The sequence below is a fragment of the Litoribrevibacter albus genome, from assembly GCF_030159995.1.
GTDB lineage: Bacteria > Pseudomonadota > Gammaproteobacteria > Pseudomonadales > Litoribrevibacteraceae > Litoribrevibacter > Litoribrevibacter albus.
Map to the genome: position 1 here is coordinate 210,597 of NZ_BSNM01000003.1, position 25,220 is coordinate 235,816.

Consider the following 25,220-nt stretch of genomic DNA (forward strand, 5'->3'; position numbering starts at 1 on the left):
AGGTGGCGATTAATAAAACTTGTCTTCGCCCGGCTTACGTGTTTTAAAGCGCTTGTGTAGCCATAGGTATTGATCTGGGTGTTTGCGAATTGCGGCTTCCAGATGGGCATTCCAGGTTGCTGCATCTTTCTCTTCATCCTGTCCGAAGTCTTCCAGGATCGGTGAAAAACAGATTTCATACTGTCCGTTAGGATGTCTGAACTGACTTACTTGCATGACCGTTGCTCCCGATTCACGGGCAATCCAGCTTGGGGTCGTGATACAGCCTGCATTGACGCCAAAAAACGGCACAAATACTTCACACTTACGGCCAAAATCCTGGTCTGGTGCATACCATACCGCACCACCTTCTTTGATGTATTGGATCATATCTTTCAGGTGAAATTTGTCGAATCCTTGAATGTTGTAATGCCGTCTTCTGCCATTTTCAATCATTCGGTCGATGACAGGATTGTCGTTCGGTCGATACATGTAGCCCGGCTTGTCCAGCTGTGCAGCAAAGAAAGGCAGGGCAATATCAAAGATGCTGAAATGACCACCAATCAAGAAGACGCCTTTTCCTCGACGTTTTGCTTCTTCCAGATGTTCTTGTCCGGTGATGATGAGAGTGTCTACATAAGGATCAACATTTCGCCACCAGGAATGCGTGGTTTCTAGAAAACCCTTTGCACAAGCGACAAAGGTATCTTCTACCAATTTATCTTGTTCTTGATCTGACAGCTCGGGAAAGCAACCGGCGATGTTTTTCTTACCAACATTGCGACGGCCTTTTAGTTTATTGAAGGCCATTCTGCCTAGTTTGTCTCCCAATGATTGTTTCCATGTCATCGGAAGGAGGGAGACTAAATACATGATGAAAACGACAAACCAAGAAGGTAAAAGGGCGGGGTGCCACACTGGTTTATGTTTGTGCTTACTGGCCATTTAACTTTCCCATGAAAAATAAACCGCAAATTCTATCGCTTATTCGATGTGGCTCCTAGGGTTAGCGCTTTAAAAATCAAGGATATGGCTGATTCTGGTGTTATTTATAACTGAAACATATATGTAATAAATTTTTTATTCATCTGTAACATTAAACATCAAGAATACGCTTCAACGGATGAGCACTGGCTCTGAGTTCTCTAAAAAAGTAATGCACTTAAATATATTAATGGGAAGCATATTAATGAAGCGTAAACTACTACCTTTCGCAATCGCTGCTGCTGTAGCTGTTCCTGGTGTTGCTCTTGCTGATGCAACTATCTACGGTAAATTGAACGTATCTCTTCGTAATGTCGATACTGGTGAAGATACTTGGGAACTTGAAAGTCATGCATCACGTCTTGGTTTTAAAGGTGACGCAGAACTGGATTATGGTCTGACTGCTATTTATCAACTTGAATATGAAATTTCTCCAGACCAAGAAGAGGCTGGCGACTCGAAAGACGTTTTCAAACAGCGTGATATCTTTGTTGGCTTGAAAGGTGGTTTCGGTACTTTGAAAGTGGGTAACATGGATACGCCACTTAAAAAAGCTCAAGGTAAAGTTGACCTGTTCAGCGATGTGGTTGATATGAATATCCTTCTTGATGGTGAAAATCGTCAGGATAATGCGATTCGCTATACCTCTCCTAAGTTCGCAGATATGTTCACAATCGATACTATGATCGAAGTGGGTGATGGCGCTGAACGTGATACAAATGGGGATGATACTGATGATGAAGTTCGTGATGGTATCAGTGAAGGTGCTTCTATTGCTGTAACCGCTGGCGACAGCAAATATAAGAAGCAACCTTTCTATGCTGCGTTGGCATATGAAAACGATATGACTGAAAACAAAGGCATCAGCATTATTCGTGCGGTTGCTGGTTACAAAATCAATGACATCACTTTGGGTGCTCTTTATCAAACGTCTGAAGGTGAGTTAGAGTCGAATAAAGATTACGATGATGATGGTTTCCTTTTGAGTGCTGCATACAGCATGGATAAATTGACTTTTAAAGGTCAGTTCATCAGCTCGGATCAGTCGGTAGATACCAAAGGTCCAATCGATGGTGAGGGTGGCGAAATGTTCACTCTTGGCGTTGATTACAAGCTAGGTAAGAAAACTAAGACTTATGTTTACTATGGCGACGGTGAAAACGACGCAAAAGACGAGTTGACTGTTTACGGTCTTGGTCTAGAGCATAAGTTCTAAGAATACACATTACATCACTGTATTCTGAACTGAGAAGGGAGCTGATTAGCTCCCTTTTTTACATCTATAAATAATGGAACTATTTTATTCTTTGATTCTCATTTAATTTTAAGAAATCGCCTCTTGTAAATAGAGTGATGTCTCTGTAGTTTGTCGTTTTTTTACTGACGTTGTTTAAGGGATATAACATTGAAACGTGTGTTGCCTTTGATTTTTATACTTCTTTTTCCTTTGAGTGCCATGGCGGCGTCTGAAGCGAGTGATCCCGATCCGTGGGAACCATTTAATCGCAGTGTTTTTTCTCTTAATGAGTGGCTGGATACTTATATCGCGAAGCCTGTTGCAGAAGGGTATCGTTACGTTATGCCATCTGTTGCGGATCAGGGTGTGACAAATTTCTTCCGTAACCTAGGTGAACTTGAGAACACAGTTAATAATTTGCTGCAATTGAAGTTTGAAGGTGCTGGCGTCAGTCTTGGTCGTTTTGCGTTGAACTCAACTGTTGGTTGGTTTGGTTTGGTGGATGTTGCAACCCATGCAGGTATCTATGAAAGAGATGAAGATTTTGGACAAACCTTAGGTTATTGGGGCGTACCAAATGGGCCTTACTTGATGTTGCCGGTTTTTGGTCCAAGTACCCTTCGTGATACAGCGGGACGTGTCGGTGATTGGTACACTCCAGGCCCGTTAGACTTTGAACCTATGAGTGAAGAAATTCATCCGGATACTCGTCTTGGAATGACTGGTCTGAATGCGGTCGATAAGCGAGCTGACTTGCTGGCTGCTGAACGAGTGGTTTTTGGTGATGATAAGTACGTTTTCTTACGTGATGCTTACCTACAAACACGTGAATTCAAGGTGAATGACGGCGCTGTTACAGATCCATTCTCTGATTCAATTGATGATTTTGAAGACCTGCCGGAATAAACTTCTTCGCTTGAATCAATTCATAAACTAAAGAGGGGCTCATAAATGAGCCCCTCTTTAGTTTATGTCTTCAATCAGAACACCAATTTCATACTGACCGTCTTTCTCAATGCAGCGTGTGCATTTTACTTCTGCCTCTAGAGGTGGAAGATTCGGTCGGGTAGAAGAGATAACAATATGAAATATTGATTCTTCCTGAATAGGTTCTGGCGAAGAGAGAAGCATGCCGTTACCACTTAAATCCAGGCAGCGTGCCTGAATAACCTGGTCATTATGTGTCAGAGTGATGGTTGCTGGAACATCCATCTGCATCCGAATAAAGTTTCTTTTTTCTTGATAGTCGCGAGCCAACATCACAATACCTCTAGTTCGGTATTTATTTTTCTTGTATATAGACCACTTTATACTGCTAGTTTAGCTCTGTGTAAAGAAAGGGCAAAGTTTGTCGGATAAGGAGTCACTCTAAAGTGAAGAATTGTGCGTTGATTGTCATTTCTACAGATTAGGGTGCTATTCTTAGCTGGTAGTGTTAGATTTCCTGTGATTTACCTGAAATGACTGTTTAATCTGAATTATTTGCACGAAGGAATGGAAGCCGAATGACTGAATCAGGCAAAATTTTGATTATCGATGACGATGATGCTGTTCGAAGTAGTCTGGTTGCTTATCTGGAAGACAGTGGCTATTTGGTAGAAGAAGCCAGTGATGGTGGTAGTGGTTTAGAACTTTTTACTCAATCTCAGCCGGACGTTGTATTGTGTGATTTGAGAATGCCCAAGATGGATGGGCTGACCGTACTTTCGGAGATCAAAAAGTCGTCACCCGAATCTCCCGTGATTGTTGTTTCGGGCGCTGGCGTAATGACAGATGTAGTGCAGGCTCTTCGACTCGGTGCCTCGGATTATATCGTTAAGCCTGTTGTGGATATGGAGATATTGGTTCACTCCATTGAGCAGTGTCTTGAAAAGAAACAACTGATTGATCAAAACCGTTTGTATAGGGAAGAACTTGAAGCTGCAAACCAAGAACTTCGTGAACGGATTTCCCTTCTAAAACAGGATCAAAAAGCGGGGCGTCATATTCAACAACGGATGTTGCCTCGACAGGAATATGAAGCGGGTGATTATCGTATCCAGCATCGCTTGTTTCCTTCCTTATATCTTAGCGGTGACTTTGTTGATTATTTCCGTATTACTGAGGATAAAGTCCTGCTCTACATGGCTGATGTTTCGGGTCATGGAGCCTCCTCAGCCTTTGTTACCGTTCTTCTGAAAAATCTTACTATCCGGTTGAGAAAGTCGTATAAGAAGCATGGTAAAGATGATATCCTCCAACCGGCTTTGGTGCTTGAGCGAATAAATAAAGAATTGCTTGAAACAGGCATGGGTAAGCATCTGACTATTTTTTACGGTGTGTTGGATACAAAAGAGAATACTTTGGTCTATAGCATTGGTGGTCACTTACCACTCCCGATTTTGAAATCTGGTAATCACTGTGAATTTCTTTCCAATAATGGTGGCTTTGCAGTAGGCTTATTTGAAGAGGCTGAATATTCTCAGCAAGAGCTGGAAATCGTCGCGGATGATTTTGCTTTAATTACCTTTTCCGATGGTGTTCTTGAGTTACTCGGTGAAAAGAGCTTGTTAGAGAAAGAAGAATATTTGTTGGATGTCGTGGCAGCTGGAGCTGATAATATTGACGGTATCTGTGAAACCTTGAAGCTCAAAAGTATTCAAGACGCTCCAGATGATATTGCTATTCTGAGTTTGACTCGTCGGATGTAATATGGAAAACGGTAGAATCCTCGTTTCAGAGAAAGACGGTACATACATTCTAAAGTTCATTGGGGATGTTCGTCTTACATTGTGTGCAACCTTAGATGAATTTCTTGAATCTATGTGTCAGAGTGATCAGCTTAAAGCCGTGCTGATTGACCTTACTGAGACTGATGGCATCGACAGTACTTCTCTTGGATTACTTGCAAAAATTTCTGTTTTATCCAGAAAAAAACACCACCTCATCCCAACAATCATTTCCACAAATAATGATATTACCCGTATATTGGAAAGTATGGGCTTTCATCAGGTTTTTGTGATCTTGAATAAACCTCTTACAACCCCAATTAATCTAAGTGAGCTACCCGTTATTGAAGGTAGTGAAGAAGTCGTTCATAGAAAAGTGCTTGAAGCTCATAAAATTTTAATGGCAATGAACGAATCTAATAAAGAAACCTTTAAAGATCTAGTGTACACCTTGGAAGGTGATGGTAAGCACGGCTGATCTTTGTTTCTTTGTTCTAATATTTAAATTTCGATAGGATTTTTCATGACTGAATCAGTCAAGATTGCCGTATTAGGCGGAGGCAGCTTTGGAACTGCTATTGCAAATATTGCTGCAGAAAATGGACACCAGGTTTTTCAATGGATGCGAAGCCAGGAAACAGTCGATGAGATTCTAGTGACCCGCCAGAATCAGCGATATATGCCTGATTACCATCTAAACGAAAACTTGATTCCGACGACCGATCTTAAACTGGCGGTGGAAAATGCAGAAGTGGTGTTTGTTTCGATTCCTAGTAAGTCCTTCCGATCCGTTGTAACTCAAATCCGTCCATATACAAATGACAGCCAGTTTTTTGTAAGCACCACTAAAGGCATTGAAGTTGAATCCTTCAAGCTAATGAGTCAAATCATTCAAGAAGAACTCGTTACGGATCAAGTGGGTGTTCTAAGTGGCCCTAATCTGGCGAAAGAGATAGCTAAGCGACATTTAACTGCTTCAGTAATTGCATCCTCCAATGATGAAAAATGCCAATTGGTGCAAAAGTTATTAAGTAATGATTATTTTAGAGTCTACGCAAGCCATGATAATTATGGCGTTGAGCTAGGCGGTGCCCTAAAGAATATCTACGCAATTATCTCTGGTTTAGCTGCTGCATTGGGGTTAGGAGAAAATACCAAGAGTATGCTCATTACCCGCAGTCTGGCTGAAATGAGTCGATTTGCAGTGCAATTAGGAGCAAACCCAATGACCTTCCTTGGACTATCTGGGGTAGGGGATCTAATTGTGACGTGTATGTCTCCACTTAGTCGAAACTATCGTGTCGGTTTTGCTATCGGTAAAGGAAAGAACCTTGAGCAAGCCGTAGATGAGCTAGGAGAAGTGGCGGAAGGTATCAATACGCTCAAAATCGTCTACGATAAAGCAGAAGAAATGGGTGTATACATGCCATTGGTTTCTGGTTTGTATCAGGTGTTGTACAAAGGTGAAACTGTAAAAGATGTAGCTAGGAGCCTAATGTTAGGTGCTCATAAGCAGGATGTGGAATTTGCTGTTAAGGATGGTGATGAATAATGAATTATGATGATCAGGCAAAGTTAGAAAACAAGTTGTTGCGTTTAGCCTTCATGGTGCTTTTCGCGGTGATATATCGATTATTAGATGTTGTGCTTTTGTTATTGGTGATTGCTCAATATCTATTTCATCTGCTTACGGATAAAGATAATGAAACTTTGAGGCAGTTGGGCGATGGGATAAGCTGCTATTATTATCAAATATTTCAGTATCTGACTTATAACACTGAAGAAAAACCTTTTCCTTTCTCTGATTGGCCAACAACCAGTGAAGAGATGGTAAAGGAGTTGGGACGAACTAAATCAGAATAAATTCCCAGTAATTTTCTCAGGAAGTCTCTCAAACACCAGGGGAGGTGAGCTATAAAATGGACAGTGTGAATAATCACCTTCTTTATGCGACTCGAGCTGATTATTACAGTGCGAAAATTAGAGCGTATCTGGATTATCAGTCCCTCCCGTTTGATGAGGTCGTTCCTACTCAAAAGGAATTTGATCAGCTAGTTAAAGCAAAGACAGGGTTGGAAGACTGTCCTGTCTTAATCACTCCTGATAACAGCATCTTTCAGCCGCATATCAATACGATTGACTCTCTTGAAGCGATGGCTTCTGAGTCGTCATGCTCCGTGATTCCTGATACTCCAGTACTGAAGTTTGTAGTTAAACTCATTGAGTTATACTGCGATTCCTTTATGTATTTACCCGCGCTTTATATGCGTTGGGGGTATGATGAGGCGATTGTGAGTGCCTATTTAAGGCTGCGAAGAATTTATCAGTCGCCCACTCAAGCTCAGTTGGAGGCCAATAAAGAACGCCAGAAATTTAGCTTGTTTGGTTTGAATACGCACAACGGACCTTTCTTTGAATATCATGCCGAGCAAATGGTTCATATACTGGATAAGCACTTTGAAACGCATCGCTATTTGCTTGGTGATCGTTTAAGTCTTGCTGACCTGGCATTGATGGGGCCCTTGTTCGCTCATTTTTATCAAGACATTCGTCCCAGGGAATTACTGTTGGACAGGGCGCCTAATCTTAAGCAGTGGACGGAGCGAATGATTGGTGTTGAGTCCGGGCCTGATCAAGAAGCTGATGCTCCTGAAGTACCTGCTTGGGAAGAAATAGGACACATTCCGGAAACCCTATATCCTTTGTTTCAGTTAATTGCCGATGATGTGATCCAATTCTGGAAGGAAAATCTTTCGGCTTGGGAACTATGGGCATCTAATGATCGTGTTAAAAACGAAGTGATTCCTCGATTTGTTTCTACCCATCGTTTTGTCTGGAATGCGGTTTCTGTTGAACAGCCTACGGCGGTAGAGCAGGTATGGCAGTTACAGCAACTGTTGGATTTGTACACAGCGTGTGACGGTGAGAATCAGGAGTTTATAGAAAACTTACTGGATTCTTTAGATCTCTCGGAGCTGCTAGATATGAAGGTTACTCGATCTGTAACCTTTAAAGATCACGGCTTTTATCATCGCGACGCTCTTGATTAAAGATAAATCCAAAGATTATTAAGTGAGCTTACAGAGCGTCGATTGAAGCGATTGCTTTGTTATCTAAGTCAGCTTCGTCATTACTGGCTTTTCTTGAATGCTTCCCCAAATAAATTTTTTCATGATTATAGAAAAGCTTAGGTTCTTTCTGGCCTAGTTTGTATTGGTAGATGGCATCGAAGGCCAAGACATTTTTTACATAACGTCTGGTTTCGTCATAAGGAATGGTTTCAATCCATACATCAATAGGCAGCGCTGTAGACGACTTAATCCAGCTGTCCACTCTGTGAGGGCCAGCATTATATGCTGCTGTAGCCAAGGCTCGATTCTTTTTAAAACGTTTGTGCATCATGGATAGGTAAGAAGAACCCAGGCGAATGTTGTAATCCGGATCATATAACGATGAGCGTGAGGAAATTCCGATTTTTCTTGCTGTCTGACGGGCTGTAGCCGGCATTAACTGCATTAGGCCTCTTGCTCCGGCACTGGATTGGGCTTGTTCTGAAAAGGCACTTTCTTGGCGAGCAATAGCAAACAACCAGGATGATGGCAGTTCAACTTTAGTGGCCGCCTTACCAAAGGTGCTTTGATACGGAGTTGGGAAACGAATAGCTAGGTCGTTCCAATGGTTTGCATCAATGACCGCTCGAATAGCTCTGTTGTGCCAGCCCCAATCACTGGCGACTCGTGCAAGTGCCATTAGCCCCTGTTGATCCAATTTATTGACTGCAAACTGCCATTCTTTATGGGCCTGTTGGCGATGGCCTATGGCCAGTAGTTCTTTCGCGCGATTAATTTCCGGTAAGTTTTGTACTTTTAAATGCATGTCCTGAGATATAGGTACAGGAATATTGGTTAACGTCAGAGATTGACCGAGCATTTCAGATGCAAGGAAACCATAGTAAGAACGTTCTTTAGAAAGTTTTGTGAAGTTCTGTTTAACAATCTGAGGTGGTTCCTGATCCTGTTTTAGGTAGGCTTTGTAGTGCCAATAGTGCCAGTCCGAGTCCATCTCTTTGGTTTGAGATAGCTGTTCAATCCAACGTACAACCGATGGCCAATCCCGATTCCGGAGGCTGACTCGAATTTGCCACTCAAGCACTTCTTCTGAGTTGTACTCATCTCTTAATGAGGACAATAGCTTGGACGCATTTTTATCGTATTGGCGCGCCAATCCTAGATAAATCCGCTGTTCAACTTTATGGATTTCTTCTGGCGAGAAATTAAAGCGATTGCGGTGTTTTTTCCAATAAGCCAGAGCTGCATCGGGTTGCTTGCGAACACGACGTTTCAAACCATGAATGATTGCATCTTTCATATAAGGGTTTGCAGTAGGAAAGCGCTTCGTGCTGGATAGAATTGCCGGGTTTTTATGTGCCCAGATCATCATAGCTGCGGCTTGCTTTTGATCGCCTTTCAGGAAATTTGTAGAGTAACTTGCCAGCGATGTTTTTCTGCGGGCGAGAGCAAGTTTAACTCGCTCGTAAGCGTATTCTGATTTGAAATAGCTTGATGTAAGCCAAACTTTAAAAATAGGGTCGCATGCTTTCGGAGCTGACCGGCCGACAACCCACATGTCTTTGGTCTGTTTTAATGCAGCCTGTTGCTTGCCTGTTTTGTAAAGAGCTCGCAAATAGTAACAACGAAGTTCTCTGGAATAGAGGTTCTCATCGTAATTGTCCAGAAAGGCTTGCCACTTTTCTTTCTTTGGGAAAGAAGACAGCCATTCAACTTTTAGTCGGTGTGTGATTGATTGATCTGGGTACTTGAGAATAAATGCCTTGATGGCTTCAATGTCCTGATAATCGTTCAGTTTAATACGTTCGTATTCAAGGTAGGGGCTCAATACATAATCGGACAGCGAATGAGACAGTTTGTCAAAAACCTCGACTTGCCCATCTTTAAGCGCATCAAGTGCATCAATGTAAGTTTGTTGGTTATGGCTCAACTTTGCCAACACAAGGGTTGGAAGAAACATTATAATGGCAACAATGAGGCTTCTAATAAGTAACATGGCTGTATCTTTAGCAGTCGAATTTAAATGGCGACATCGCTTAGTACGAGGGCACAAAGCAGAGGCTATAGATATTATCGGTGTGCCGCAATTTTTGTTTAAAGAATGATCTCAGTTCTAAGATTAAGACTTATTTTGTGATTGGCAAGAGTAAATGTGAAGAAATCTTAACAATGTTTTTTAATTTGCTGATTTTAAAGAGATTAATTTTTTATTACTGTTTAGAAATAATCACACTTTAGGTTTTATTTCTTAGGAACTATTTCTGTTCTGAATGACGGAACAGAGTGTCGTAAATACGTCATAGATAGATGTGGGAACAATGAATTTATTGCAATTGGATCAAGTCTGTTTGGCTTATGGTGATAAGCCCCTTCTCGAAAGTGCATCTCAAACCATTAACAAAGGTGACCGAATTGCCATTATTGGTCGAAATGGGCAGGGCAAATCCTCTTTGCTCAAATTGGTGTCTGGCGAGCAGCTTCCTGATAGTGGAGATATTATCCGTCATGACGGTTTGAAGATTGGGGTCTTACAGCAAGATTTGCCGGATGCTGATGATGAAACCGTCTATCAGGTGGTTGCTGGTGGCTTGGCAGAAGTGGGCCAATTTATTGCCGAATATCATGCCTTAACGACAGATCCTAATGCTGATTTAGAAAAGTTAGCCAAAATTCAGAGCGAGATTGAAGCCAGAGATGGTTGGTCTCTGGAACAAAAGGTTGATCAGATACTTAAGCGGCTAAAGCTGCCTGAAGACAAAAAAATGTCAGAGCTTTCGGGTGGGTGGCGCCGACGAGTCGTTCTTGGTAGAGCACTCGTTTCTGAGCCTGATTTGTTGTTGCTGGATGAACCGACCAACCATTTGGATATCCTGGCCATTGAGTGGCTAGAACAGCAATTGACCCAATTTGAAGGCAGTATTCTTTTGATCACCCACGATCGGAGTTTCCTGAAGTCGGTAGCGAATCGGATTTGGGAATTGGATCGAGGCAATTTAACCAGTTGGGATTGTTCGTACGAGCAGTTCCTGGTTCGTAAAGAAGAATGGTTAGCTGCTGAAGAAAAGCACTGGCAAGAATTCGATAAGAAGCTGGCACAAGAAGAGGTATGGATTCGTCAGGGCATTAAAGCCCGGCGTACCCGTAATGAAGGGCGAGTCAGAGCTTTAAAGGCAATGCGGCAAGAGCGCACAGAGCGCAGAACCCGGGTTGGTAAAGCGTCTTTTGCAATTAGCTCGGGGGATCGTTCAGGTAAGTTGGTTGCTGAGTTGAAATCGGTTTCTCATGCATACGGTGATCAGAAGATTCTTGATGATTTTAATTTCTTACTTATGCGTGGTGACCGAGTCGGTTTGATTGGGCCGAATGGTGTTGGTAAGAGTACTCTTCTAAAAATTATTTTAGGGCAACTGACTCCTGATTCGGGTGATGTGCGTTTGGGCACGAAAATGGAAGTGGCCTATTTTGAACAGCTTAGAAGTCAGCTCGATCTAGAAAAAAGCGTCATTGATAACGTGTCGGAAGGGCGGGATAGCATTTCCATTGGTGGGCAAAATAAACACATCATTGGTTATTTAAATGATTTTCTATTTACGCCTGAGCGTTCTCGTACCCCGGTGAAAGCCTTATCCGGTGGAGAAAAGAACCGGGTGTTGCTGGCACGCCTCTTTAGTCAGCCTGCAAATGTTTTGGTTCTTGATGAGCCGACCAACGATTTGGACATGGAAACATTGGAGCTGTTGGAAGAGTTACTGATGGACTTTGACGGTACCATTATTCTAGTGAGCCATGACCGTTCTTTCTTGGATAATGTGGTCAGTAACTCCCTGATCTTCCACGGAAACGGTGTGGTTGAAGAAATCATTGGTGGATTTAACGATTGGCAATCTTCCGGAGGGAAATTTAAATTCTTGGATCAAGGCAGCCAAGAGGCTAAACGTCCAGAAGAAAAGACGGATTCAGTGAGTTCCTCAACCGTTCAGAGCACAAAAACTGAGAATTCAGATACTGATAAACCTAAGCCCAAAAAGCTCAGTTATAAATTACAGCGAGAGCTGGATATGATGCCGGATCAATTGGCTGAGCAGGAGGCTGTTGTTGAAGCGTTGCAGGAAGAGACTTCCGCAGCTGATTTTTATCAGCAGGATCATGAGCTGGTGACCAACAAACTTCAGGCGCTAGCCGAAGAAGAGGAAAAGTTGGAAGTTCTTATGGAGCGTTGGGTTGAGTTGGAAGCGATGGCTGAAGGCTAACGTTTTAAGATCGTCCGGTTCGTGTGCTGGAAACGACCCCTTATGGCTTTAAAAATTCGCCATAAGGGGCGTTTTCTATAGATCTATATTCTTACCGCCAATACATCATATTCAGCATGATGAATTACATCAGAAGCGTGAGAGCCTAATAGTAAGGCCAAGCCATGTCGGCCATGACTGCCAACAATGACGAGATCGGCGTCAATCTCTTTGGCTTTACGGTGGACTTCAGCATTCACTGAGCCTACAACAACATCAGTTTCCACTACCTCTATGCCTGTTTTGTTGATGAGTTGACGCATATTCTCTTTGGCATGCTCAATAAGTTGATCTTGTATTTCTACAACATCAAAAGGAATGTCTCCGCCAAAAGCAAAAGCAAAAGGTTCAATGGTGTGAAGGACATGAATTTTCGAGCCAAACGCATTAACAAAGGTTTTAGCTGGTTCAATTACCTTTTCTGATTCTTCCGACAGATCGACTGCCAATAGAATGGTTGAATAGTTGGTCATCCTTTAATCCTCTGTTGTCTTGCTCATCAGGTTTCCGTATTTGTCTGTGGCCTTTAAGGTTTCTGAAAGGCACATGACGCTTTTTACTTCAAACAATTTACCGGGTTACGAGATCCTCAAGTAAATTATTTTCGTAGACCATTTCCTTTTACTATGATCTTATTATTGAAGTAAGTGCTTGATCTTTCAACTTTATGATAAGTGTGTGACAAAAGTTGGAATTGGTTTAAATCAATGTTTTTCTTAAATTTAGAGCGTAATTAGGGTGATGTAATGCAGCTTTGGGTGATTGTCGCTGGTTTGGCATTTTTGATGGTGCTTGGATCTATTTTGTGGATTATGCCCTCTAAGCGTGATCGACGAATTGCAGGTCTTCGCCAAGCGGCCATCATCAAAGGTGTTCGCGTTAAATTAATTAAATACCCGTTAATCAATTTATCCGGGCGAGTGGAAGAAGGCGCTGTCGATGCGGCAGGTTATTCATTTGATGGAGTTGAAAGCAATAGGCTTCATTCGGGATGGATGCTTATTCGAAGTCATCATAATGTTGAAGAGACTTCATCCTCTTCCTCGTTTGCAGGATGGGATTGGTATATTAACCAAGGTGAATTACCTCTAGCTATAATACAGCATATTGAGTCATTGCTAGGTGCTTATAAAGAGCAACTTCATGCAGTGTCGATATTGTCCGGAGGGATAACCATAGGTTGGAATGAAGATGGAACGGCTGACGATGTCATCAAATTTGAAGATTGGGCTAATACCCTCAGAGGGCTACTTGGTGACTATTTTGCATCTTTAGATGAACATGAAGGAGAGTGAAGTCCCGTTTTCGGTAATAACAAGGATATTTCAACTAAAATGAAATATGGATCATTGGCAAGGAGTGCATTATGCCATCAGAAGTAATTGATTATTCAGTATTATCACCCGTCGGAAGTTTGGATATTCTATCCATCAATGAAATCAATCAGTTAAGCGGCCTTAATAAAGGCAAACTCTATGAAATGTTCAGACGTTGTTCTCTGGCTGTTATGAACAGTGGCATTGATAACGACGACATTGAACAGTTAGAAAATCAGTATTTGGATTTTGAAATTAGTATTGTTCCTCAAGCGCGTGGTGCTTGTATCGCTGTTCAAAATGCACCAGCGAGGGCATTTGTCGATGGAAAAATGATTCAGGGGGTCAAAGAAAATCTTTTTTCCGTTCTCAGAGATATTATTCATTTAAGCAGTCAGTTGGATCTGGACTTATTGCATGAGGAAGGCAATGGTCCTCTAATCACGGAAGCGGTTTTTCATACCTTGCGTCAGGCGAATGCTCTCCAGGCACGTGTTGATCCTAATATTATTGTTTGTTGGGGTGGACACTCCATTAGTGAGCATGAATACGACTACACCAAGGAAGTTGGCTATCAATTAGGGCTCAGAGGCTTTGATATCTGCACTGGCTGTGGTCCTGGGGCGATGAAGGGGCCGATGAAAGGTGCCAATGTTGCTCATGTGAAGCAGCGTATCAGAAACCCTAGATACATAGGTCTAACTGAACCAGGCATTATTGCAGCGGAATCCCCAAATCCGATTGTAAATGAGCTAATTATTTTGCCGGACATCGAAAAACGTCTGGAAGCCTTTGTACGATTGGGGCATGGCATAGTCGTGTTCCCAGGAGGGGCAGGAACTGCGGAAGAGATTCTCTACTTATTAGGTGTACTCATGGGGAATAAGCATGGTGCTGAAATTCCTGTGTATTTTACGGCCCCTAAAGAGTCCGAAGCGTATTTCCGACAGATCGACGAGTTTATTGGAGATACTTTGGGGCCTGAAGCTCAAAAACTTTATGAGATCATCATTGATGACCCTGAGAAGGTGGCTGTTGAGTTGAAGGCCAGAATGACTGAGGTGAAAGAACATCGTAAGGCGCGAAAAGATGCCTACTACTTTAACTGGATGTTGGATATTGCTGCTGTCTTTCAAGAGCCGTTTATTCCAACCCATGCATCGATGTCTGAATTAAACCTGAATACGGGGCAGGAGCCTCACATGCTGGCCTCTCAGTTACGACGAGCTATGTCCGGTATTGTAGCGGGGAATGTCAAAGAGCAGGGAATTGCAGAGATTCACAAGCATGGCCCGTTCAAGTTGCACGGTGAAACTAACTTGATGAAGAAACTGGATACACTGCTAACTTCTTTTGTTCAGCAGAAGCGAATGAAATTACCGGGCAGTAAATACGTACCTTGTTATCAGGTGGTTACTGACTGAAATGATATTTCATAGGTAATAAAAAAGCCCGGTTTCTATGCCGGGCTTTTTTATGAACCAGTTATTGTATAACCGGTTTCAGTGAGAGCGGACTATTAACCCGCTACTCGTTTACCGCAAGCACTGGCTGTTCCATCTTGAAGGTCGGCAAGTTCATAAAGACCATCAACGTCCAGCAGTTCAATGTCTCGGCTGCTGTCCAGGAAGCGTAGCAATTCTTTTTGTTGGAACTTACTGAAAATACGGCTAACCGTTTCTACCGCTAAGCCTAGGAAGTTACCTAAGTCGTTTCTCGACATAGTTAGACGGAAGCGGGTTGCAGAGTATCCACGGCGGTGGAATCGTTCTGAGACTGAAACTAGGAAAGTAGCAAGACGCTGCTCAGATGTTTTCTTACTTAAAAGAAGCATCATTTGTTGGTCTTCAGAGATTTCCTGGCTCATGCTTTGAAGTACCTGATCACGTAGTTCAGGCAGATCATCCGCTAACGCATCCAGGCTGTCGTATGGAATGTCACATACGGTTGTCGTTTCCAGTGCGACGGTGGTAATAGGGTATTTTTTATTAAATAACCCATTAAGACCAATCATCTCACCCGCAAAGTGGAAGCCAACAATTTGTTCTTCTCCAGAAGGACTGGTAATAAAGCTCTTCACACTGCCTGATCGAATAGCAAGCACAGAATGGAAATCATCCCCCTGGCGCCATAATGTTTGACCTTTTTGATAAGGTCGACCACGTTTAATGATTGCATCAAAACGGTCAATATCTTGCTCGTGAAGTGATAAGGGTAAGCAGAGTGAGCTCAATGAGCAGTCCTGGCAGCTAACTGCGGTACCGCACCCTTTAACGCTAGTGATTGTTTTCTGAGACATAAGCTTCAGCTTCCGTAAGTTTTGGTAATTTATAACACAGCTTTACCATTCTTAAAAGCACGTTTGTGGTGCATTTTCTAGCTATGCGCTCTAGTGACTAAAAAAAGAAATGCATCGACTATCTTATGCAAAATTCACTTTACTAACTGATAGTATAGATGTTTAAAAAAGCGCACTCTAATGGTTAATGCTGCATCTGCGAGTGATCCATTTTTGAATGGTCAATCTCAGGTGTTTGATCATTGATACCTTGTATCGATGGTTCTTCTGTCTTCTCTCTATGAATCATATGATCGTCCCCATTCTGCTCATGGCTAATCGGAGTCTTGATCATGTCATCGTGATTCATTTGTGAATGATCCATGGTTGAATGATCGATTGCAGAATGATTCATGCTCGAATGATCAGGGCCAGACGAATTATGCTGCATTGTACTATGATCATGATCACTATGCTCTGAATGATTTGTATGATCTGTGTGAGTCGTGTGGTTTGCATGATTTCCGTGGCCGAGCAGATGTTGGCCATTTCCCCAGATAATCCATAGCCCCATCAATATCATCATTATGGCAGCTAAGTTTCGGATGTTTTTGTTACGGATAATGTTGCTGAGCTGGGATGCTAGTAAACCTGTTGCTAGCATTGTAGGTAAGGTGCCGAGACCAAAGGCAAACATAACTAGTGCGGAGCTGGTTGGAGAAGCATTGGCTGAAGCAAGCACTAGGGTGCTATAAACCAGTCCACAAGGAAGCCATCCCCAAAGTAAACCAAGGGATAAGGATTTATAAACGGTATCTGCTGGTAGGAAAGGCTTAGTGAGCGGTTGAATACGTTTCCATATCCATTGTCCTGGCTTTTCTATTTTTGTAATTGCGCGAGACCAGTCAGCAATGTATAGCCCCATCAGCACAATGAAAACGCCGGCAATCAGTCGAAGTATCATACCGACGGTCGGGCTAAGATTAGCAAGAAGAGAGCTGGCTAAACCAATTAGAAAACCTGCTCCGGTGTAGCTGGTGATTCGCCCTAGATTGAACGCCAGATTTTTGCTGAAGCGCTGGGAAATATTGCCTTGGCTATTTAGACCAAACGTGGCCGTAATGCCTCCACACATTCCTATACAGTGTGCGCCACCAAGTAAACCAATAAGCAGGGCAGCGGTAAATGAGAGGGTATCAACGGTCATGTGTGGGCCTGTTATATCTTGATTGGCAGAAGGTTATTCTGGTTTGTTGGATGGCGTGTCGGAATTCGTGTCCGAATTGTTTTTCTTAATGGGTTTGGCATCATCTGGCAGCAAATCTTCATCGTCATCGAAGAGAATTTTATGCGCAGGCGTTTCCATATCATCAAACTGGCCACTTTTGATGTTCCATACCAGCGTAATAACGGCAATGGTCAAAAAGATAATTGAGATAGGAATTAAGAAAAGGATACTGTCCACACACGTTACCTCAAGTTCAGATGTTTCTTAGTCTGAGTGCATTCAGCACAACGACCAGTGAGCTTGCTGACATACCGATTGCAGCAGCCCAAGGAGGAATAAATCCTGTGGCGGCCAGCGGTAAGGCGATCAGATTATATATCAAAGCCCAACCGAGATTCTGTTTGATTATTTTTCGACACTGTTCGGCAATGGTGAACGCATTATTAATGGCGTTGAGTTGACCATTCATCAATATCATATCGGACTTGGTTTTTGCCAGGTCGGTTGCTTCATTCATCGCGATGGAAATGCCGGCCGAGGCCAAAACAGGAATGTCATTAATGCCATCGCCTATCATTAAGGTACGACATTCCTGAGTATGCAGTTTTGATAGTTGATCAAGTTTTCCTTGAGGCGTGAGGCCCGAATGTACGTGTTCGATATCCAGTGTTCTGGCCATGTCTTCGGCATTTTGGGAGCGATCACCTGTCAGCATGTGGAGATTGATCTTCCGCTGGCGGAGCGCCTGAATGGCCTCTTTTGCATCTGCTCTTAAAGTGTCCTCAACTTTAAAAAAGGCAAGAACCTGTTGTCCATCAGCTAATACAACCCAGTTATGGCTATCTGGAAGCACAACTTCATTGATGGATGTCTTCTCTTGAATAAATTGACTGTGGCCAATGTACAGGGTCTTACCGTCGACGGTGCCACTCAGGCCACCACCGGGTGTTATCTCGATATCTTGAGCTGGCTGGTTTGTTGTTGGGAAAGCTCGGGCAATAGGGTGCTCGGAGGCAGCTTCCAATCGAGCTGCCAAGGCAAGAGCTTCTGATTCAGGCAAATGGGACGGAATGTCGATGTCTGAAATAGACAGCTTACCTTCGGTTAGAGTACCTGTTTTATCAAACAGAATATCGGTAATGGTTGGCAGCCCCTCAAGAACATGTGTGCTGGTGATAATAAGACCTGAGCGTTTAAGAGAGGATGTGGCGGCTGTAATGGCAGTGGGTGTTGCTAAAGAGAGCGCACACGGACATGTTACCACCAAGACAGATAAAGCAATCCAAAATGCTTTGTCGGGGTCAATGAACATCCATGTACCCCAAACACTCACTGCAGTTATCAATACCGCAGCAACGAATCGGCTGGCAATGGTATCAGCAATGCGTGCAATTCTGGGTTTGTTTGATTCCGCTTTGTTCATCAACTCAACTACGAGGTTGAGGGTATTTTGATGACCAATGGTGGTGATTTCTATTTCAATAGGGTGATCAAGGCAGGTAGTTCCGCCCATTACAAAATCACCAATCTTTTTGCGAACAGGAAGGTATTCACCTGTTAAAGCAGACTCATCCACATCGGCGGTGCCTTCGATGACTTTAGCATCGGAAGGAATTGTGTGGCCGGCTTTGACCAAAATTCTATCACCCACCTTGATTTGTTCTGTAGGCGTAACTTTGTATTCGCCGTCGGTATAAACCAAGGTTGAATTTGGCATTAACCCGATTAGGTCGTTAGTGACCTGAGAATTCTGATGACGAACCTTCATCTCAAAGTATCTGCCAAGCAATAGGAAGAAGGTGAACATACAGACAGAGTCGAAATAGACTTCACCAGCGCCATTAAAGGTGGCCCAAATACTTGAGGAGTAAGCAAGCGCAATAGCAATTGAAACGGGCACATCCATCGTCAAGTGCTTGGTCTTCAAGTCGCGTATCGCGGCATTAAAAAACGGGAAGGCAGAATAAAGAACAACTGGCGTGCTTAAGAATAAACTGGCCCAGCGAATAAAGGCTTCATAGGATTTATCGATGCCAGTGTAATGACCGAAATACAAGGCGTTGGCCATCATCATTACTTGCATCATGCCAATGCCGGCTATACCAAGACGAATGAGGGCGGTATGGCTTTCTTTTTGTTGCTGCTGAGCTGCTCGGTTCGCTTTCCAGGGTTCCGCGTGATAGCCAATCGCGTCGATAGCAAAAAACAGATCGCTAAGCTTTAACGTATTTGTATCCCAGGTGATACTGGCTCTGTGGGTGCTAAGGTTGACTCTGACTTCTTGTATGCCATCGATTTTTTCAAGGTGTTTTTCGATAAGCCAAACACAGGCCGCACATGTAATACCCTTAATCAGTAGGGTTGCCGAAGCTGAGTTCCCTTCATAACTGCAGAACTTTTCCTGAACACTCGGTTCATCATACAACGCGTATTTTTCTTGTTGATCTGAAAGATCGCTGGCCTGTTCTGCATTTTTGGTTCGGAACTGGTAATAGTTATCTAGTCCAGCACCTGAGATCGTCAGTGCAACAGCTTGGCAACCAATACAGCAAAATGACCTCGTTTGATGGTCGAGTTCGGAAGTAATGTCTACGTTGGTTGGAACGGGCTCACCGCAGTGATAACAGCTACGATCTTGCATAGTACTCGTTACAGGTAGGGGCAGGGGGTGAACCCTGCCTTTAATTAATGAGCGCTAAGGGTTGTCGCGCTGGAAATAGGGAAATGTAGTTCACCTTTCAATACCCAGGTAGGGTTTTGAAGTTCGTGAATACTTACATAGCGCTTACCTTCAATTCCATTCTCAACTTGACCTAAATAACGACCTTGGCTGTTATGTGTAAGAACCACCGAGATGTCTTTGTCTTTAATGATTGGGTGTACGAGTTCAATCATTAAATTAGCAGGCAGTTCAGTCAGTTGACTGGTGAAGTCCAATGTGAGCTCACCTGATTCTGCATCCAGGCTGATAGTCGCTTCTGCCTGAATGTCTTTTGCTTTTACTTCTTTTTCAATTTGTTCGTTAATTGCCAATCCTTCCTTTGAATATTCGTCGGTAACTAGCCCGTCTTGAATATGGAAGGAGATGTTGAGCATGGTCAGCCCAAGAACTACGGAAAGGATTAAAGGCGCCAAAGTGAACCAAAGCCAAGGTTGATTCCAGTTACCTTGGTTTTCATTATTCTCAGTCATCAAACTACTCATTGAAATGTGTGAACACAGGCCCGCCTTACGCAGACGGGCGGTGTGTATTATCTACGACGAGGGCCCATAAAGCGACTCTCGGTTTCTGCAAAAATGTTTTCATCGCTTTCTGCGACAACCTTAAAGTAAATAGGTTCACTTCTTGATTCAAGATTGGTAACCGGAACGATAACACTCACTGGAACCTGACTGATTTCACCTGATTCAAGAGTAATCTCTGTATCGCCAACGACTGAAAGCCCTTCAAACCCTGTTGCGGATAGAACATAGGTTTCTGCGTGTTGAGACTTATTCATAACTCGGATGTTGTAGCTGTTCTCAATGTCGCCTTTGAAATTCTCACGAAACAAGTTTGCGCCGCGACCGCGATCAACTTCCAAATCGACAGGAATCAAGGTAAATAGGTTGTACATGAGAGCACTGAACATCACAATCAGAGCAATGATGTAGCCAATGAATCGAGGGCGGAAGAGTTTCCACTCGTTACCTTTCAGCTGGTGTTCACTTGTGTAGCTGATTAGACCTCGCTCATATCCGACCTTATCCATGATGCTGTCGCAGGCTTCAATACATTTTGCACAAGCAATACACTCGTATTGCAGGCCATCTCGAATATCGATGCCAACCGGGCAAACCTGAACGCACATTGAGCAATCGACACAGTCGCCAAGGCCAAGCTCTTTTGGATCTGCAGTCTTCTTACGAGGCCCTCGGTTTTCGCCACGTTCTTCGTCATAGGATACGATCAACGTATCTTTGTCGAACATTACAGCCTGGAAACGTGCGTATGGGCACATGTAGATACAGACTTGTTCTCTTAACCAACCCGCATTCAGGTAGGTCATCACTGTAAAGAAGCCGAGCCAGGAAAGGGTAGAGGTATCTGAATTGAACGTGAAAATATCGACTACAAGGTCACGTATCGGTGTGAAGTAGCCAACAAAGGTAATTGCGGTCGCAAAGGCGAATAACAGCCATAGTGCGTGCTTGGTTAATCTCAGACCAAGCTTTTTAGGGCTGAAAGGCTGTTTGTCTAACTTAATCCGGGCATTTCGGTCACCTTCAACCTGCTTTTCAATCCACATGAAGATGAAGGTCCAGACCGTTTGAGGGCAGGTGTAACCGCACCATATACGACCCGCAAACATGGTAATAGCAAAGAGTCCAAAGGCACAGATGACAAGAAGCATGGAAAGTAGCATTAGATCCTGAGGCCAGAGCGTAATGCCAAAGATATTAAATTGGCGATTTGGAATATCCCAAAGAACCGCTTGGTGTCCATTCCAGTTCAGCCATGATGTACCGAAGAATAAGCAGAATAGAAGCCATCCACCCATTTTTCTGAATTTGGTGAACTGACCAGTAATGGCGCGAACCTGGATTTTATCTCTGCTTTTAATCGCTTCCTCGCCTGTAAACATTAAGGCGGGGTCGTTTTTGGCTTTGTTTGAAGCGTCATCGTTTGATGCAACGTCTTTCATTGGGATCTTATCGCCCATAGCAGCCTCTTAGCTAATCATTACTTTGTGCGGGGGTATTATCTTTATCTGCCTAATGAATGTATAGGCCGAAAACAAAAAATGCGGCTGAAAAGCCGCATTTTTTTCTAACTAGATGATTTGCATCATTTGTTAGAAAGGCTGTAGATGTACGCCGCAAGGATGTGAACCTTTTGCTCACCAAGTAGATCTTGGTGTGCAGGCATCTTACCTGAACGACCGTTACGAATCGTGTGTTTAACACGTTGTAACGTACCACCGTACAACCAGGTGTTGTCAGTTAGGTTAGGTGCACCAAGCATTTGGTTACCTTTGCCATCCGGACCGTGACACGCTGCACAGTTAGAGAATAACTCTTTACCGCGTGCTGCAGCTTCTTTATCTGCATCTTCACGACCACTTAGGGTAAGTACGTAGTTAGCTACATCGTTAACTCCGTCTTCACCCAGGCTTTCACCCCAAGCTGGCATCATGCCTTGACGACCACCCATGATGGTTGTCTTGATTGTGTCACCTGCACCGCCGTACAACCAGTCGTTGTCCGTTAGGTTAGGGAAGCCATAACCACCGCGAGCATCTTGACCATGACAAACTGCACAGCTGTTCAAGAATAGACGACGACCAATTTTTACTGCTTCTTCGTTGTTTGCTAGCTCTTCAACAGGAACAGCAGCGTGTTTTTCGAAGATTGGCCCATACTTCTCTTGGTGTGCTTGTTGGTCTGCTTCAAGACGCGAAATGTTGGTGATGCCAGATAGACCTTGAGAGTTACCCATTGGGTAAACTGCAAGATAACCTAGACCCCAGAAAATCGTGCCGTAGAACAACATCAGCCACCATTTAGGCATTGGGTTGTCATACTCTTCAATACCGTCAAAGGTATGATGCATTTTACGATCCGGAGAGTCCGAACCTTTAATACGTTTTGCGAAGTGCAGCAGATAAAGGAAGCTTAGGATCAAGCCAACACTGATGATCCAAGTCCATAAGCTCCAGAATCCTGTGAGCACATTTTCTTCTGCCATGATTTACTCCTGATTCTTCTTGTCCGAAGGAGTCGAATCTTCATCGTCAAAAGGAAGATTCGCTGCTTCATCAAATGGTTTTTTGCGTTTTGAACTGAAGGTCCAAATAATGATGCCGGTGAATACTACAGCCATCGTAATAGTGGCTAGACCTCTTAAATCATTAACATCCATCAGTTCAGTCCCCGTATTAGTTACAAATTAACGGTTGCAAATTAACGCTTATCTTTAAGTGCTGTACCCAAGTTCTGAAGATAAGCAACAACTGCATCAATCTCGCGTTTGCCGCGTACTTCAGCACGAGCGTTATCAATTTGCTCGTCAGTATACGGTACGCCAAGAGTGCGAAGTGCTGCTAGTTTCTTACCTGTGTCGTCACCTGTTAGTTTGTTTTCAAACAACCAAGGGAAAGCAGGCATGTTTGAATCAGGTACTACGTCACGTGGGTTGTAAAGGTGAGCACGGTGCCATTCGTCACTGTACTTACCACCAACACGGTGAAGATCAGGACCAGTACGCTTAGAACCCCATAAGTGTGGGTGATCGTAAACATACTCGCCAGCTACAGAATAGTGACCATAGCGCTCAACTTCTGCACGCAGAGGGCGAACCATCTGTGTGTGACATACGTTACAACCTTCACGGATGTAGATGTCTTTACCTTCTTGTTGAAGGGCAGTAAGCGGCTTAAGGCCTTCTACAGGTTCTGTAGTCTGCTTTGCGAAGAACAAAGGAACGATTTCAACAAGAGCACCGAAGCTGATACCGATCAAAGAAAGAACGATCATCAGGCCGATATTCTTCTCGACTGTTTCGTGTTGCATATTCTACTCCTTGCTCCTGATTATGCCGTTTGAGCTTGAGCAGCTGTCGCTTGCTCAGTCTTAGCTTGACGGATTGTGCGATAGAAGTTGTATGCCATTACGAACATACCGCTCAAGAACACCGCACCACCTAATATACGCATGCCGTAACCGAACTTGCTGTATACCACACTGTCAACGAAGCTGAACTTCAATGTGCCGTCTACGTCAACTGCTTTCCACATTAGACCTTGACCGATACCGTTGATCCACATCGCAACGATGTATAGAACTGTACCGATAGTCGCCAACCAGAAGTGAAGGTTGATAGCGCTAACGCTGAACATTTCTTTGCGGCCATACAGGCGTGGTAGAAGGTGATAAAGAGCACCGATAGATACCATTGCTACCCAGCCAAGTGCACCAGAGTGTACGTGACCTACAGTCCAGTCTGTGTTGTGTGAAAGCGCGTTCACAGACTTGATTGACATCATTGGACCTTCGAAAGTAGACATGCCGTAGAAAGATAGAGAAACAACTAGGAAACGAAGGATTGGGTCGTTACGAAGTTTGTGCCAAGCACCAGATAGGGTCATCATACCGTTGATCATACCACCCCAAGATGGAGCAAGAAGGATCACAGACATTACCATACCTACGTTTTGAGCCCACTCAGGAAGTGCAGAGTAGTGAAGGTGGTGAGCACCAGCCCAGATGTAGATAGAGATCAACGCCCAGAAGTGAACTACTGATAGACGATATGAGTAGATTGGACGCTCTGCTTGCTTAGGTACGAAGTAGTACATGATGCCAAGGAAACCAGCTGTTAGGAAGAAACCTACAGCGTTGTGTCCGTACCACCATTGAACCATCGCATCCACTGCACCAGCATATACGTAGTATGATTTCCACATGCTGATTGGAAGCTGCATGCTGTTACCGATGTGTAGAACAGCAACCGTCAGAATAAAGGCAACGTAGAACCAGTTAGCAACATAAATGTGCTTGGTTTTACGGTTACGAATTGTGCCGATGAAAACGATTGCGTATGAAATCCATACAAGAGCAATCAGGATATCGATAGGCCATTCAAGTTCAGCGTATTCGTGAGAAGAAGTGAGACCTAGCGGTAGCGTAATAGCTGCGGCTACGATCACTGCTTGCCAACCCCAGAATGTGAATTTCACAAGAGGTTCAAACGCTAAGCGTGTCTGACATGTACGTTGAACAACGTAGTAAGACGTTGCAAACAAGGCACAACCACCGAATGCAAAGATTACGGCGTTAGTATGTAGTGGGCGAAGACGACCAAAATGCGTCCATGGCAGATTCAGGTTTAGTTCAGGAAATAGAAGTTGCGATGCAATTAAAACACCGACTCCCATACCGACAATACCCCATATCACGGTCATGATAGCGAACTGGCGCACAACCCCATAATTGTAGGTTGGGTGTTCGAAGGTAGACTGATTCGCAGTAGCACTCATATCAGTTTCCAGGCTTAGTTAGTTATGGTTTATGAAATCGCGCGCAAGTATGCGTAAATCCAGCATACAATGCAAACGATGGTTTGAATTATATGGATTCTTCAATTAGAAATGA

At 43.5% G+C, this 25,220-nt stretch carries 24 protein-coding genes; 10 read left to right on the forward strand and 14 right to left on the reverse strand.

Going from position 1 to position 25,220, the window contains the following annotated elements:
• Positions 1-9: 9 nt before the first annotated feature.
• Positions 10-924: a lysophospholipid acyltransferase family protein gene (locus QQL66_RS02735; protein WP_284378485.1), complete on the reverse strand. Its 915-nt coding sequence runs from the start codon at positions 922-924 to the stop codon at positions 10-12.
• Positions 925-1,168: 244 nt separating this feature from the next.
• On the opposite strand from QQL66_RS02735, the gene QQL66_RS02740 reads away from it, so the two are divergent.
• Complete coding sequence (locus tag QQL66_RS02740) at positions 1,169-2,179, forward strand: porin (RefSeq protein WP_284378487.1); 1,011 nt, start codon at positions 1,169-1,171, stop codon at positions 2,177-2,179.
• Between the two features lie 198 nt (positions 2,180-2,377).
• Positions 2,378-3,106 (forward strand): MlaA family lipoprotein, encoded by a 729-nt coding sequence (locus tag QQL66_RS02745; protein WP_284379353.1) that lies wholly within the window; start codon positions 2,378-2,380, stop codon positions 3,104-3,106.
• Positions 3,107-3,163: 57 nt separating this feature from the next.
• Here QQL66_RS02745 and QQL66_RS02750 read toward each other — a convergent pair whose 3' ends face one another.
• Positions 3,164-3,460 (reverse strand): PilZ domain-containing protein, encoded by a 297-nt coding sequence (locus tag QQL66_RS02750; RefSeq protein WP_284379356.1) that lies wholly within the window; start codon positions 3,458-3,460, stop codon positions 3,164-3,166.
• A 245-nt stretch (positions 3,461-3,705) separates the two neighbouring features.
• Here QQL66_RS02750 and QQL66_RS02755 point away from each other — a divergent pair, with 245 nt between their 5' ends.
• Genes QQL66_RS02755 through QQL66_RS02775 form a run of 5 tightly spaced genes read left to right on the forward strand, consistent with a single transcriptional unit; the run spans position 3,706 to position 7,958 of the window.
• Complete coding sequence (locus tag QQL66_RS02755; RefSeq protein WP_284378489.1) at positions 3,706-4,890, forward strand: response regulator; 1,185 nt, start codon at positions 3,706-3,708, stop codon at positions 4,888-4,890.
• 1 nt (position 4,891) lies between these two features.
• On the forward strand, positions 4,892-5,386 hold the full coding sequence (locus QQL66_RS02760) for an STAS domain-containing protein (protein ID WP_284378492.1): 495 nt from the start codon (positions 4,892-4,894) through the stop codon (positions 5,384-5,386).
• 45 nt (positions 5,387-5,431) lie between these two features.
• Entirely contained in the window at positions 5,432-6,460 is a 1,029-nt protein-coding gene (locus QQL66_RS02765; protein ID WP_284378496.1) for an NAD(P)H-dependent glycerol-3-phosphate dehydrogenase, read from the forward strand.
• Complete coding sequence (locus QQL66_RS02770; RefSeq protein ID WP_284378498.1) at positions 6,460-6,771, forward strand: DUF4389 domain-containing protein; 312 nt, start codon at positions 6,460-6,462, stop codon at positions 6,769-6,771. The genes QQL66_RS02765 and QQL66_RS02770 overlap by 1 nt, the downstream gene beginning before the upstream one ends.
• Positions 6,772-6,827: 56 nt before the next feature.
• Entirely contained in the window at positions 6,828-7,958 is a 1,131-nt protein-coding gene (locus QQL66_RS02775) for a glutathione binding-like protein (RefSeq protein WP_284378500.1), read from the forward strand.
• 28 nt (positions 7,959-7,986) lie between these two features.
• On the opposite strand, the gene QQL66_RS02780 is transcribed toward QQL66_RS02775, so the two are convergent.
• Entirely contained in the window at positions 7,987-9,972 is a 1,986-nt protein-coding gene (locus tag QQL66_RS02780) for a transglycosylase SLT domain-containing protein (RefSeq protein ID WP_284378502.1), read from the reverse strand.
• A 322-nt stretch (positions 9,973-10,294) separates the two neighbouring features.
• On the opposite strand from QQL66_RS02780, the gene QQL66_RS02785 reads away from it, so the two are divergent.
• On the forward strand, positions 10,295-12,226 hold the full coding sequence (locus tag QQL66_RS02785; RefSeq protein ID WP_284378504.1) for an ATP-binding cassette domain-containing protein: 1,932 nt from the start codon (positions 10,295-10,297) through the stop codon (positions 12,224-12,226).
• A gap of 83 nt (positions 12,227-12,309) precedes the next feature.
• Here the strand turns inward: QQL66_RS02785 and QQL66_RS02790 are convergent, their stop codons facing one another.
• Positions 12,310-12,738, reverse strand: a complete 429-nt coding sequence (locus QQL66_RS02790) for a universal stress protein (RefSeq protein ID WP_284378507.1) — start codon at positions 12,736-12,738, stop codon at positions 12,310-12,312.
• A gap of 273 nt (positions 12,739-13,011) precedes the next feature.
• Between QQL66_RS02790 and QQL66_RS02795 the strand changes: the two genes are divergently transcribed.
• On the forward strand, positions 13,012-13,560 hold the full coding sequence (locus QQL66_RS02795) for a hypothetical protein (protein ID WP_284378508.1): 549 nt from the start codon (positions 13,012-13,014) through the stop codon (positions 13,558-13,560).
• 71 nt (positions 13,561-13,631) lie between these two features.
• Positions 13,632-15,005, forward strand: coding sequence for a nucleotide 5'-monophosphate nucleosidase PpnN (gene ppnN / locus QQL66_RS02800; RefSeq protein WP_284378510.1), 1,374 nt, complete (start codon positions 13,632-13,634; stop codon positions 15,003-15,005).
• 95 nt (positions 15,006-15,100) lie between these two features.
• On the opposite strand, the gene fnr is transcribed toward ppnN, so the two are convergent.
• From fnr to ccoN, 10 genes are all read right to left on the reverse strand, one after another.
• Positions 15,101-15,880 (reverse strand): fumarate/nitrate reduction transcriptional regulator Fnr, encoded by a 780-nt coding sequence (fnr, locus tag QQL66_RS02805; RefSeq protein WP_284378512.1) that lies wholly within the window; start codon positions 15,878-15,880, stop codon positions 15,101-15,103.
• Positions 15,881-16,064: 184 nt separating this feature from the next.
• Positions 16,065-17,066: a sulfite exporter TauE/SafE family protein gene (locus tag QQL66_RS02810; RefSeq protein WP_284378518.1), complete on the reverse strand. Its 1,002-nt coding sequence runs from the start codon at positions 17,064-17,066 to the stop codon at positions 16,065-16,067.
• A 33-nt stretch (positions 17,067-17,099) separates the two neighbouring features.
• The gene (gene ccoS / locus QQL66_RS02815; RefSeq protein ID WP_284378520.1) at positions 17,100-17,324 is read right to left on the reverse strand and encodes a cbb3-type cytochrome oxidase assembly protein CcoS; all 225 of its coding nucleotides are present in this window, start codon (positions 17,322-17,324) and stop codon (positions 17,100-17,102) included.
• A gap of 16 nt (positions 17,325-17,340) precedes the next feature.
• The gene (locus QQL66_RS02820; protein ID WP_284378523.1) at positions 17,341-19,728 is read right to left on the reverse strand and encodes a heavy metal translocating P-type ATPase; all 2,388 of its coding nucleotides are present in this window, start codon (positions 19,726-19,728) and stop codon (positions 17,341-17,343) included.
• Positions 19,729-19,772: 44 nt separating this feature from the next.
• The gene (locus tag QQL66_RS02825; protein ID WP_284378525.1) at positions 19,773-20,279 is read right to left on the reverse strand and encodes a FixH family protein; all 507 of its coding nucleotides are present in this window, start codon (positions 20,277-20,279) and stop codon (positions 19,773-19,775) included.
• Between the two features lie 59 nt (positions 20,280-20,338).
• Positions 20,339-21,790 carry a cytochrome c oxidase accessory protein CcoG gene (gene ccoG / locus QQL66_RS02830; protein WP_284378527.1) on the reverse strand — a complete coding sequence of 484 codons (1,452 nt, stop codon included), beginning with the start codon at positions 21,788-21,790 and terminating at the stop codon, positions 20,339-20,341.
• A 125-nt stretch (positions 21,791-21,915) separates the two neighbouring features.
• On the reverse strand, positions 21,916-22,815 hold the full coding sequence (gene ccoP, locus QQL66_RS02835) for a cytochrome-c oxidase, cbb3-type subunit III (protein ID WP_284378530.1): 900 nt from the start codon (positions 22,813-22,815) through the stop codon (positions 21,916-21,918).
• A gap of 3 nt (positions 22,816-22,818) precedes the next feature.
• Positions 22,819-22,989 (reverse strand): cbb3-type cytochrome oxidase subunit 3, encoded by a 171-nt coding sequence (locus tag QQL66_RS02840; RefSeq protein ID WP_284378532.1) that lies wholly within the window; start codon positions 22,987-22,989, stop codon positions 22,819-22,821.
• Between the two features lie 41 nt (positions 22,990-23,030).
• Positions 23,031-23,639 (reverse strand): cytochrome-c oxidase, cbb3-type subunit II, encoded by a 609-nt coding sequence (gene ccoO / locus QQL66_RS02845; RefSeq protein WP_284378534.1) that lies wholly within the window; start codon positions 23,637-23,639, stop codon positions 23,031-23,033.
• 20 nt (positions 23,640-23,659) lie between these two features.
• On the reverse strand, positions 23,660-25,105 hold the full coding sequence (ccoN, locus tag QQL66_RS02850; protein ID WP_284378536.1) for a cytochrome-c oxidase, cbb3-type subunit I: 1,446 nt from the start codon (positions 25,103-25,105) through the stop codon (positions 23,660-23,662).
• Positions 25,106-25,220 lie beyond the last annotated feature (115 nt).

Bases quoted from the DNA above. Each gene is read 5' to 3' on its own strand.
- fnr (WP_284378512.1), bottom strand. From the start codon at position 15,880: ATGTCTCAGAAAACAATCACTAGCGTTAAAGGGTGCGGTACCGCAGTT.
- QQL66_RS02790 (WP_284378507.1), bottom strand. From the start codon at position 12,738: ATGACCAACTATTCAACCATTCTATTGGCAGTCGATCTGTCGGAAGAA.
- QQL66_RS02775 (WP_284378500.1), top strand. From the start codon at position 6,828: ATGGACAGTGTGAATAATCACCTTCTTTATGCGACTCGAGCTGATTAT.
- QQL66_RS02825 (WP_284378525.1), bottom strand. From the start codon at position 20,279: ATGACTGAGAATAATGAAAACCAAGGTAACTGGAATCAACCTTGGCTT.
- QQL66_RS02795 (WP_284378508.1), top strand. From the start codon at position 13,012: ATGCAGCTTTGGGTGATTGTCGCTGGTTTGGCATTTTTGATGGTGCTT.
- QQL66_RS02755 (WP_284378489.1), top strand. From the start codon at position 3,706: ATGACTGAATCAGGCAAAATTTTGATTATCGATGACGATGATGCTGTT.
- QQL66_RS02840 (WP_284378532.1), bottom strand. From the start codon at position 22,989: ATGGATGTTAATGATTTAAGAGGTCTAGCCACTATTACGATGGCTGTA.
- ppnN (WP_284378510.1), top strand. From the start codon at position 13,632: ATGCCATCAGAAGTAATTGATTATTCAGTATTATCACCCGTCGGAAGT.
- QQL66_RS02770 (WP_284378498.1), top strand. From the start codon at position 6,460: ATGAATTATGATGATCAGGCAAAGTTAGAAAACAAGTTGTTGCGTTTA.
- QQL66_RS02780 (WP_284378502.1), bottom strand. From the start codon at position 9,972: ATGTTACTTATTAGAAGCCTCATTGTTGCCATTATAATGTTTCTTCCA.
- QQL66_RS02810 (WP_284378518.1), bottom strand. From the start codon at position 17,066: ATGACCGTTGATACCCTCTCATTTACCGCTGCCCTGCTTATTGGTTTA.
- QQL66_RS02765 (WP_284378496.1), top strand. From the start codon at position 5,432: ATGACTGAATCAGTCAAGATTGCCGTATTAGGCGGAGGCAGCTTTGGA.
- QQL66_RS02740 (WP_284378487.1), top strand. From the start codon at position 1,169: ATGAAGCGTAAACTACTACCTTTCGCAATCGCTGCTGCTGTAGCTGTT.
- ccoN (WP_284378536.1), bottom strand. From the start codon at position 25,105: ATGAGTGCTACTGCGAATCAGTCTACCTTCGAACACCCAACCTACAAT.
- QQL66_RS02785 (WP_284378504.1), top strand. From the start codon at position 10,295: ATGAATTTATTGCAATTGGATCAAGTCTGTTTGGCTTATGGTGATAAG.
- QQL66_RS02820 (WP_284378523.1), bottom strand. From the start codon at position 19,728: ATGCAAGATCGTAGCTGTTATCACTGCGGTGAGCCCGTTCCAACCAAC.
- ccoO (WP_284378534.1), bottom strand. From the start codon at position 23,639: ATGCAACACGAAACAGTCGAGAAGAATATCGGCCTGATGATCGTTCTT.
- QQL66_RS02750 (WP_284379356.1), bottom strand. From the start codon at position 3,460: ATGTTGGCTCGCGACTATCAAGAAAAAAGAAACTTTATTCGGATGCAG.
- QQL66_RS02760 (WP_284378492.1), top strand. From the start codon at position 4,892: ATGGAAAACGGTAGAATCCTCGTTTCAGAGAAAGACGGTACATACATT.
- ccoP (WP_284378530.1), bottom strand. From the start codon at position 22,815: ATGGCAGAAGAAAATGTGCTCACAGGATTCTGGAGCTTATGGACTTGG.
- QQL66_RS02735 (WP_284378485.1), bottom strand. From the start codon at position 924: ATGGCCAGTAAGCACAAACATAAACCAGTGTGGCACCCCGCCCTTTTA.
- ccoG (WP_284378527.1), bottom strand. From the start codon at position 21,790: ATGGGCGATAAGATCCCAATGAAAGACGTTGCATCAAACGATGACGCT.